This window comes from Nocardioides sp. CPCC 206348 (assembly GCF_048654705.1).
Taxonomy (GTDB): Bacteria; Actinomycetota; Actinomycetes; order Propionibacteriales; family Nocardioidaceae; genus Nocardioides.
This window is the reverse complement of record NZ_JBMCZA010000196.1, coordinates 1699-12894: the sequence shown is the minus strand read 5'-3', so window position 1 is coordinate 12894 and position 11196 is coordinate 1699. Positions and strand designations below refer to the sequence as shown.

Sequence of the window (11196 nt, the reverse complement as noted above, 5' to 3'; positions counted from 1 at the left end):
ACGTCGATCTTCGAGAACATCGGGAAGGTGACGCCGTAGTTCTTCTGGCAGAAGTCTGCGATGGCGTCGTCGGCGGCGAGCTCCTGGTTGGCGAACTGGTCACACGGGAAGCCGAGGATGGTGAACTCGCTGTCGCCGTACTCGTCGTAGAGCTGCTGCAGACCCTCGAACTGCGGGGTCAGCCCGCACTTGGAGGCGGTGTTGACGACGAGCACCACCTTGCCGTCGTACGACGACAGCTCGATGGGCTTGCCGTCGATGGCGGTGGCGGAGAAGTCGTGGAGACTGGTCATGGCGCCCAGTCTGTCACCGGGCGCGAAGCGACCGTGCCTGCATCAGGGCGAGGTCGGCGACGACGAGTGCCTGCGCCACGACCCAGGCCCGGCCGAGTCCGTCGATGTCGAACATCCCGGTGACGGCGACCTCGAGCGAGGCGATCACCCAGACGGCGTTGCCGACGACGATCGCCCAACCCATCCGCCTGGACAGGGAGCTGCGGGCGTAGAGCCCGATCACGGCGGCGTAGCCGACCATGAAGGCGCCGAGCCAGCGGTAGGTGGTCGCCTCACCGCCGAGCAGGTCGGCGATCGGGCCGGCGGCGGCGAGGTAGGCGAGGCCGTTGACGCCGGAGATGACGGCGTCGGCGGCGAACCAGAACCGCCCGGTCGTGGTGGAAGCAACGGTGGTGCGGGGAGTGATGGTGTTGGTCATGCCCCGACCCTCACCCGCCGGGGTGTCTCCTGACGATGACGTCAGAGGTCATGCGGGCTCGGCCGTGGTCGGCCCCGAGGGGGTGATCCCCGGCCAGGGCGTGCCCCAGCGGTCGCCGTACGCCGTCTCGACCAGGGGGCGTCGGGTCCGGACCTTGTGCTCACGCTCCGCGTCGCGCTCGCTGACCTCCGCGGGGTTGCCGCGCACCCCGACCGCGATGCCCGCCACGACCCGCGCATGGTCGGGTACTCCGAGCGCCGCACCGACCGCGTCGTGGTCGAATCCCGCGAACTGGTGGGCTTCCAGGCCCATCGCCTTCGCCTGCAGGGTGAGGTGGGCGGAGGCCTGGCCGAGGTCGTGGAGCGGGTACGTCGGGTCGCCGGGCCCGTCGCCCTCGGGCTCCACCACCGCCACCGCGATGAACACGACCGACGCCCGCGGTACCCAGCCCGCGTTGCCGCGGCTCAGGTGCGGGACCAGCACGTCGTGCGCCGCATTGCCGCGCACCGCCACGACGTACCGCCACGGCTGGCGGTTGCCGCTGCTCGGCGCCCACTGGGCCGCCTCGAGCAGCCGGGTGATCTCCGTGTCGCTCAGCTCGTGGGCGGCGTCGAAGACGCTCGGGCTCCAGCGGGAACGGAGGGGCTCGACGATGTCGACGGGGTTCATGGAGGGAGTATTGCGGCAGGCCGCCGCGGGCGGATGCCTACACCCCCGCCGGCAGGCTGCAACTGGTGAAGTTGCTGCCGGTCCGGACGGCGACCTTCTTGCCGGCGAAGAAGCCCGCACCGAGGGCGCTGAACGGGTTCAACGTCGTCAGGTGCGTCTCGACCTGGGCGTTGGTCGCCGGTGAGGGCACCAGTCCGACCAGTCCGAACTTGTACGTCGCCGCGAGCGCGCTCCGCTTGGAGAGGGTGATGCCGGGGGTGGTGTCCCCGAAGCCGTCGACGGGACCGGTGGCCGAGTTGTTGTTGGCGATGCTGGCGCACATCGTCGGGTTGTAGGCGGCGTTGCCGGAGCTGCCGTGGTCGACGCGGATGCCGGGACCGCTCTGTTGCACGAGCTGGACCACATTGTTCTCGAGCCGCAGGTCCAGGCTGCCGTTGGAATCGCGGTGCAGCACGCCCACACCCGAGCCACTGGTGTTCGAGACCATGTTGCCGGTGATCGTCGCCCGCACGACCGGGTTCGCGAGCGTGCTCAGGTCGGCCTGGATGTTCTTGTCGGTTCCGAGCGCGATCCCGGAGCTGCCGAAGAGGTTGTTGGCGGCGATCCGGTTGCCCGTCACCGTGAATGTCACGGTGACGTCCCCGGCGGCACCGATGCCGATCGCCGACCCCTTCATGTTCTGCATCGGACTGCCGGCTGAACCGTTGTTGGTGATCGCGAAGTTGCCCTGGCCACGCCCGGTGACGCTAGCCGAGATGCCGAACCCGTTCATCCTGTTGGTGGTGTCGCCGATGACGATGTTCCCGCTGATCGTGACGCGCGCTCCGCCCGGCGTTCCGTAGGTGCCCTGGGGCGCGGTCGCGCTGGCCGTGTTGGCGCCCTGGACCGTGATGCCGTCACCGCTCGGGAAACCGGTGACGGTGTTGTTGTCGATGGTTCCCATGACCAGGCTGGCCACCGTCGTCGTCGAACCGAAGAGGTTGAGCGCGATGCCGCTGCGCCGGGAGAGCGCGTTGTCGAACGAGCTGGAGATCTGGTTGTTCGAGATGTTCGCGTTGGTGATCGTGCCCGCGTAGTTGAAGATGTCGACCCCGCCGCCGTAGGCGGCCTGGAGCGAGTTGCCGGTGATCGTGACGGCGCCGTCGACGTTGTTGTTCTGGCCGCCGGTGGTGGTGTTGAACGCGATGGAGGAGTCGTTGTCGTTCACCGCGGAGTCACCGGCCTGCAGGATGATCCCGTTGGTGAAGGAGAACCCGGTGACCCCGACGCCCTGGACGCCGCTGCGGTTGGTTCCGGCGATCCGCATGTTGTTGAACGAGACGTCGTCGGCGTTGGTCAGCGAGATGCCGGCGCCGGTCGTGTTGAGGATGACCCCACCGGTGGGCGCTGCGCCCGTTCCGGTGACGTTGACGCCGCCCAGGGACCCGGTGTCGTTCAACACGATCCCGCTCGGGGCACCGTTGGCGGAGATGCTCTGGAAGGTCACGTCAGCCGAGCCGATCGTCGTACCCGAGATGCTCAGCGCGATCCCGGTGAAGGTGGTGATCGAGTTGCCCGTCCCGGTGACCGCCACCTGACCGGTGCTCGCAGCGAGGCCCTGGCCGGTGACCGTGTCGATGTCGAGACCGCCGTTGCTGAACGTCACCAGGTGGCCGGCGCCCGGCGCGCCGTTGTTGCTGAGGAGGACGGCGCCGGCGGTGCCCGTGTTGAGGATCTTGGACGTGCCGCTGAACGTCGTACTGCCCCCGAAGTTGGCATTGACGACGATTCCGCCACCGGCATCGGTGCCGTCGGCAATGGATCCGCTCAGGGTCACCACTCCGCCGGTCCGGCCGGTGACCTCGACCGACTGGCCGAAGCCGTCGTTGACCGCGCCGGCGAAGTTGACGACAGCAGCACCGCCGTTGACGTCGACCGCGATGCCTGCGGCGCCACTGATCGCCCCGGCGTTGGCGTCGACCGGCGACACGAGGTTGGTGTCGAGATTGATGCCATCGTTCGCGCTGTTCGTCGAGTTGACCGTGTCGAAGGTGTACGACGACCCGTTGCTGTTGCGGATGTCGAGGGCCGGTCCACCGGTGGCCGAGATCGCGTCGGTGCCGGCCGCGTCGACCATCACGTTGTCGGTGCTGGCGATGTCGAGGGCCGCGGCCGCGCCGGAAGTGGTCTGCAGCGACAGGTCGGTGCCGACGCCGTCGCCGAGACGCGGCGCGCCGGTCGTGCTGCTGAGCCGGACGCCGCCCGAGCTCGATCCGGTCACCGTGATGCTGTCGAACACGCTGGTCGCCAGGTTGGTGGAGGTGGCGTCGAGAGCCTTGCCACCCGTTGTCGCAACGGTGACCGCGCCCGCCGCCGGGAAGTTCACCGTGCCTGCGCTGTTCAGCACGACACCGGGCTGGCCGGTGGTGGTGATCGCCACGTTCGTGAACGTCCGCGTGCCGGTCGTGTTGTCCAGCCGGATGCCGGGACTCGTGCTGGCGTTGCTGACCGTGATCGAGTCGACGGTGCCGGTCACCGCCGCACCGGTGAGGTTGAGGGCACCGGCCTGGGTCGTGCTCAGCGACACCGGCGCAGTGAAGGTCAGGCCGTTGCCGCTCCCCGTCATCTCGATGCCGGGCTGGGTGGCCGCCGTACCGGTGTCGGTCACGTCCATCGAGCGGAGGTTCACTCCCGAGGTGGCGTTGCCGAACACGCCGTTGCTGGCGCCGTCCGGGTTGATGCTCAGCCCGGCGACGGTGGTGTTCGAGGCCAGCGTGACCACGTCCGCGCCCGAGGCGGTCAGGACCGGCCGGTCCCCAGCAGCCAGGATCTGATCGGGGGCCGCTGAGCCGACTTCGGTCCAGGTGAGGGCGATTCCCTCGCCGAGCAGCTTGTCGCCGGCGGCGAGCACCACGGGTCCATTGGCGATGGAGCCGCCGTTCGTCTCGAAGACGAAGACGGGCTGGCCGGTTCCCGCTGCCGCCAGACCAGCGGCGATCGTGCCGAACGGGCTCCCCGAGGTGCCGTTGCCGGACTGACCGGGGCTGACGTACCAGACGGCACCGGAGAAGTTGATGGTGAAGGTGAACGGCGCCGACGCCGTGGTCCCATCGGTCAACGAGTAGCCGAAGGTGTCGCTGGCCAGAGTCCCGCTGGCCGGCGGGTTGTAGGACGTCATGCCGCCGCCCGACAGCAGGATGCTCCCGCCCTGGGCCGTCGCTGCCGACGCGTTCGCGGCGAAGATGTTGCTCTCCAGGCCATCGGGGTCGACCGAGCCACCCACGAAGTCGATGGCTCGATCGATGTGCGGTGCCCAGTCCGGGATCGCTCCCTCACTGATCGCCGTGTTGCGGATGCCGGTCGTGACCGGCAGCGTCGTCGGCGCACCCGGGGCATCGTTGACCGGGGTGATGGTCACGCCGCGCGTGACCGGCGCACTCAATGCAACCCCGTCGTTGACCACTGCGGACAAGGTGCGGTCGGCGTCGGTCGGGTTCGGCGTACCGTCATTGCGGCTGTCCGGGTCGTTCGACGTGTTGGCGAACTGGACGGTGCGCAGCGCGGCCTGGAACTGGGCGAGTGTGCCGCCCGCACGGGTGATCGTGAGTGCCCCCGTGGCCGCGACGTAGTTCGCAGTGAAGCCCGTCGTCAGCGGGTCGAGCCGCAGGGTGTCGAGGGCCGATCGGCCAACCGTGATGGTGACGACGAGCGAGCTCAGCGTCGGGGAGTCGGGATCGACGATGGTGGCCGCCGGTGCGACCGCCAGGTTCGGTGCCTGCTCGGCGTAGGCCAGCGGGGTCGCGGCGTTGAGATCGACGACCGGCGCGTCGTTGACCTGGGTTATCGCGATCGTCTTGTTCGACGTGTTGGACGCGACGGGAGTGGTGATCCGGAAGCCGATCAACCGGGTGGCTCCGGGTGCGTCGTTGGTGGCGTTGGAGAACTGCACCGTCCGCAACGCGGCCTGGTACTGCGCCAGGGTCGCCGATCCCGAGAGGGTCAGCACGTTCGAGGCGAAGACACCGGTGATCGTGCCCTGCGTCGTGAAGTGCAGGGTGTCGCCGGCGAGCGGGGACACGATCGAGACCGTCGCCCCGGTCACGTTGCCCGCGTCCAGGTCGGTCGCGCTGAGTCCAGCATCGACCACGACGGCCGGCGCCTGCTCGGTGTACGGCGTGGTCCCGGCGCTCGCCGCGACGACGGGGGCGTCGTCCACCGCGGCGACGGTGATGGTGCGGGTGCGCGCGGCACTGGTGCCGCCGTCGCCGTCGGTCACCACCGCCCGCACGGTGCGCGCGGCGGTCGACGGTGCCTCGGAGACGTTGGCGTAGGTGACATTGCGGACGACGGCCTGCACGGTGGCGGCGGTGGCGCTGGCGTTGAAGGTCACGACCAGCGGTGTGGTGCCGGGGTTGCCGCCGACGAAGGTGCCGATCGTGACGCCACCGAAGGTGACGTTCGCCCCCGAGACCCCGACCTCGCCGGCCGCCGTGCCCTGGTTGCGGATCGCCAACCGGTCCTCGGCCAGGCCGCCGGCGGAGAAGTCGACGGTGAGGGTGCCGGTCGCGAGGTCGGCGGAGTCGACGTCGGTGACCGTCATGGTCGCCGTGATCGGGGTCGCGGCCGCGTTCTCGGTGTAGGCCAGCGCAGCGGCTTCGAAGACCGAGACGGCGGGCGCGTCGTTGACCCTGGCGACCGTGATCGTGCGGATGCCTGCACCGCTGGTGCCGCCGTCGCCGTCGGAGACCACGACCCGCACGGTCCGCGACGCCGTCACCGGGTTCTCGGAGACGTTCTGGTAGGTCACGTTCCGATGGAGAGCCTGTACGGCGGCCGGGGTCGCGCTGGCGTTGAGGGTGACCACCAGCGGGGTGGTGCCGGGGTTGCCGCCGACGAAGGTGCCGATGGTGACGCCACCGAACGTGACGTTGGCGCCGGACACACCGATCTGTCCCGCAGCGACGCCCTGGTTGCGGATCGCCAACCGGTCCTCGGCCTGGCCACCCACCGAGAAGTCGGCGGTGTAGGTGCCGCCCGCGAAGTCGGCGGAGTCGACGTCGGTGACCGTGCCCGCGACGGTGATCGGCGTGGCCGCGGCGTTCTCCGTGTACGCCAGGACCGCGCCCTCGAGCGAGGCCGCCGGCGGGTCGTTGACCGCTGCGACCGAGAGCGTCTTCGTGGCGCTGTTGCTGGGCGCGCTGCCGTCGTTGGCGATGAAGGTCAGCGTGCGGTTGGCCGTCGCCGGGTTGTTGCTGCTGTTGTTGTACCGGACACCGCGCAGGGCGGTCTGGTAGGTCGCCACCAGGGCGGAGCCGCTGAGCGTGAGCGTCCCGGTCGCGGCGTCGTACGACTGTGTGATTCCCGCGGGCGGGGTGAGGGACAGGACGTCCTCCGCGCTGACGAAGCCGCCGGTGATCTGGACGGTGGCGCCCGCCAGGTTCGCGTTGTCGCTGTCGGTGACCGTCACGGTGGCGTCGACGACGAGGGCCGCACCGTTCTCCGTGTACGCCGTCGTACCGGCGCTGGTGGTCACCACGGGCGGCTGGGCCGGCGCAGTGACCGTGATGGTCCGCATGATCGGGCCACTGACCCCGCCGTCACCGTCGGCGAGCACGAAACGGGCGAACCGGTCCGTGGTCACCGGGTTCGCCGCGACATTGCGGTAGGTGATGGCGCGGAGCAGCGCCTGGGCCGCCGGCTGGGTGGCGTTGGCGTTGAAGGTGGTGACCAGTGGCGTGAGGCCGGTCCCGCCGCTGAAGGTGCCGATCGTGGTGCCGCCGTAGGTGACGTTCGTTCCCGAGACGCCGATCTGGCCGGCGGCCGTGCCCTGGTTCTGGATCTCCAACCGGTCATCGGCGTGGCCACCGGACGGGAAGTCGACGAACAGGCTGCCGGTGTCGAAGTTGGCCGAGTCGGGATCGTTGACCGAGCTGTTCGGCGTGATCACGGTCGCCGGGTCGCCGGCGTCGTACGCGAGGGAGCCGAAGTCTCCCATCAGCAGGACCGGCGCATCGTTCACGGGCGTGACGGTGATGGCCCGGGTGGCCGCGTTGCTGGTGCCGCCGTCCCCGTCGGTGAGGACGAACCGGACGGTCCGGGACGCGGCCGGCGTGTCGGACAGGCTGCGGTAGGTGACATTGCGCAGCAGGGCCTGTACGGCGGCGGGCGTGGCGCTCACGTTGAGGTTGACCACGAGCGGCTCGATGAGACCGCCCGCGTACACGCCGATGTTCGTTCCGCCGTAGGTGACGTTCGATCCCGAGACGCCGATCTGGCCCGCCGCGACGCCCTCGTTGCGGATGCCGAGCTGGTCAGCGGGCTGGATGCCGACCGAGAAGTCGACGGTCAGGGTGCCCGTCGCGAAGTTCGCCGAGTCGGTGTCGGTGACGGTGCCCGTTGCGGTGATCGGCGCGAACGGGTCGCCCTCGCTGACGGCCAGGGGCGAGGCCTCGATGGCTGCGATCACGGGGGCGCCGTTGACCGCGCAGGTCACGGTGACCGAGACGGTCGCCGTACTGCCACCGTTGAGCGTGTAGGTGAAGGTGTCCAGAGTCGTGCCGGGCGGGTTGTTGCAGTAGCCCGGGTCGGGCGCGTAGGTCAGTCCGGTGTGGGCGCCGGTGGTGCCGCCGGTGAGGGCGACCGTGCCGTTGGCCGGGTCGCTGGCCGACGCGATCGTCTTCGGCCCGGCGTCCACGTCGGTGTCGTTGGTGAGCACCGGAATCGCCGTGGGTGTGGCGCCCTGGGGAACGGTGGTCCCGTCATCGACCGCGACCGGCGCATCGTCGACAGCCGTCACGGTGATGCCGCGGGTGACGGGTGCGCTGGTGCCGCCGTCGCCGTCGGTCAGCACGAACCGCACCGTCCGCGCAGCGGTCGACGGGTTGTTCGAGACGTTGGCGTAGGTGATGGAGCGCACCAGGGTCTGTACGGCGGCCGGTGTCGCGGTCGCGTTGAGGGTGATCACCAGCGGCGTGCTGCCGTTGGTGCCGCCCACGACGGTGCCGATCGTCGTACCGCCCGCGATGGCGAGGCGGTCCTCGGCGGCACCTCCAGCAGTGAAGGACACCGTCAGCGTGCCCGTGGCCAGGTCGGCCGAGTCAGCGTCGACCACGGTGCCGGTCGCGGTGATCGGAGTCGCCGCGGCGTTCTCGGTGTAGGCGAGCGCCCCCGCCTCGATGTTGGCGATCACCGGGGCGTCGTTGGCAGCCGTCACATTGACCTGCCGGGTCGGGGCGTTGCTCGTGCCGCCGTCGCCATCGGTCAGCACGAACCGCACGGTCCGTGCCGCTGTGGACGGTGCCTCGGACACGTTCCGGTAGGTCACGCTGCGCAACAGCGTCTGGACGGCGGCCGGGGTCGCGGTCGCGTTGAGGGTGATCACCAGGGGCGTCGTGCCGGTGCCGCCCACGGCGGTGCCGATCGTCGTACCGCCGGCGATCTCCAGCCGGTCCTCGGCGAGGCCCCCGGCCGAGAAGCTGACCGTCAGCGTTCCGGTCGCGAGGTTCGCGGAGTCGATGTCGGCAACGGTGCCGGTCGCGGTGACCGGGGTCGCGGCGGCGTTCTCCGTGTAGGCGAGCGCCCCGGCCTCGATGTTGGCGATCGCAGGGGCGTCGTTGACGCCGGTCACCGTGATGGTGACCAGTCCGGTGTCGGTGCCGCCGTGGCCGTCGGAGACGGTGTAGCTGAAGGTGTCGGTCACGGTCTGGCCGGCGCCCAGGGACTCGAAGGCCCCGTTCGGGTCATAGCTGACGTCGGTGCCGTTGTTGGTCACGAGACCGACCGTCCCGGTCACGTCCACACCCGTCACGGCAAGGGAGTCGCCGTTCGCATCGGTGTCACCGACCAGCACCGGGACCACCGTCGCGCCCGCGTTCTCACCGATGGTCGCCGCGTCGTCGTCCGCGACCGGCGCGGCGTTGGGCGTGCAGTCGACGGTGACGGAGACGGTCGCCGTACTGCCCCCGTTGAGGGTGTAGGTGAAGGTGTCCGGAAGGCTGCCTGGCGGGTTGTTGCAGTACGCCGCATCGGGTTGGTAGTTCAGCCCGGTGTGCGCGCCAGAGGTGCCGCCCGTGAGCACCACGGTGCCGTGGACCGGGTCGCTGGCCGACGCGATCGCCTTCGGCCCGGCGTCGACATCGGTGTCGTTGGTGAGCACGGGAACGGCCGTGGCCAGTGCGTTCTGGCCAACGGTCGCGGTGTCGTTGACGGCCACCGGGAGGTCATCGACCGGCGTCACGGTGATGCCGCGGGTGTCCGGCGTGCTGGTGCCGCCATCGCCATCGGTCAGCACGAACTGAACGGTCCGCGCCGCGGTCGAGGGGTTCTCGGACACGTTGCGATAGGTGACGCTCCGCAGCAGCGCCTGTACGGCGGCCGGCGTCGCGGACGCGTTGAGGGTGATCACCAACGGGGTACTGCCATTGGTGCCGCCCACGACGGTGCCGATCGTCGTACCGCCGGAAACGGCGAGGCGGTCCTCGGCCTGGCCACCCGCGGTGAAGCTCGCCGTCAACGTGCCCGTCGCCAGGTCGTCGGAGTCGACATCGGCAACGGTGCCGGTCGCAGTGATCGGCGTCGCCGCGGCGTTCTCGGTGTAGGCCAGCGAACCGGCCTCGATCGCCGCGATCACCGGTGCGTCGTTGGCCCCGGTCACCGTGATCGTCACGACCGCCGTGTCCGTGCCGCCGTTGCCGTCGGACACGGTGTAGCCGAACGTGTCGGACGCGGTCTGGCCCACGCCGAGCCCCTCGAACGCGCCGTTCGGGTTGTAGCTGACGCTGGTGCCGTTGTTGGTGACGACACCCGCGGTCGCGGTCTGGTCGATCACCGACACGGCCAGGGTGTCACCGTCGGCGTCGGTGTCGTTGCCAAGCACCGGGACCACCGTCGGACCGGCGTTCTCGCCGATGGTCGCCGCGTCGTCGTCCGCGACGGGCGAGGCGTTGGGCGTGCAGTCGACGGTGACGGAGACGGTCGCCGTACTGCCACCGTTGAGGGTGTAGGTGAAGGTGTCGGGAATGCCGCCTGGCGGGTTGTTGCAGTAGCCCGCGTCGGGTTCGTAGGTCAGTCCGGTGTGGGCGCCCGGGGTGCCACCGGTGAGCACCACGGTGCCGTGGACCGGGTCGCTGGCCGACGCGATCACCTTCGGACCCGCGTCCACGTCGGTGTCGTTGCCGAGGACGGCAACGGCCGTTGCCGGTGCGTCCTGGCCGACGATGGTCGCGTCGTTGACCGCTGTGGGAGCGTCGTCGACGGCGGACACGGTGATGCCGCGGGTGTCGGGCGTGCTGGTGCCGCCGTCCCCGTCGGTCAGCACGAACTGAACGGTCCGCGGCGTCGTGGACGGGTTGTTCGACACGTTGCTGTAGGTGATGTCCCGCAACAACGCCTGGACGGCGGCCGGTGTCGCGGTCGCGTTCAGGGTGATGACCAACGGTGTACTCCCATTGGTGCCGCCCACGACGGTGCCGATCGTCGTACCGCCGGAAACGGCGAGGCGGTCCTCGGCCTGGCCACCCGCGGTGAAGCTCGCCGTCAACGTGCCCGTCGCCAGGTCGTCGGAGTCGACATCGACAACGGTGCCGGTCGCGGTGATCGGCGTCGCGGCAGCGTTCTCGGTGTAGGCCAGCGAACCGGCCTCGATCGCCGCGATCACCGGTGCATCATTCGCCCCGGTCACGGTGACCGTGACGACGGCCGTGTCCGTGCCCCCGTGCCCGTCGGAGACGGTGTAGCCGAACGTGTCGGACCCAGTCTGGCCCACGCCGAGCGCCTCGAACGCCCCGTTGGGGTTGTAGCTGACAGAGGTGCCGTTGTTGGTGACCACCCCGAGCGTCC

Annotated in this window: 4 protein-coding genes; all 4 read right to left on the bottom strand. The window is 70.0% G+C overall.

What is annotated here, in order from left to right; all coding sequences use genetic code 11:
• Positions 1-293 (bottom strand): glutathione peroxidase (locus ACOADB_RS18150; RefSeq protein WP_378601532.1); only part of this gene is annotated, 293 nt, incomplete at its 3' end.
• Positions 294-306: 13 nt separating this feature from the next.
• Positions 307-711: a hypothetical protein gene (locus ACOADB_RS18145; protein ID WP_378601530.1), complete on the bottom strand. Its 405-nt coding sequence runs from the start codon at positions 709-711 to the stop codon at positions 307-309.
• A 48-nt stretch (positions 712-759) separates the two neighbouring features.
• The gene (locus ACOADB_RS18140) at positions 760-1380 is read right to left on the bottom strand and encodes a nitroreductase family protein (RefSeq protein WP_378601528.1); all 621 of its coding nucleotides are present in this window, start codon (positions 1378-1380) and stop codon (positions 760-762) included.
• 37 nt (positions 1381-1417) lie between these two features.
• A complete protein-coding gene (locus tag ACOADB_RS18135; RefSeq protein ID WP_378601526.1) occupies positions 1418-11185 on the bottom strand; it encodes a beta strand repeat-containing protein in 9768 nt (3255 codons plus the stop codon).
• Positions 11186-11196: the final 11 nt, after the last annotated feature.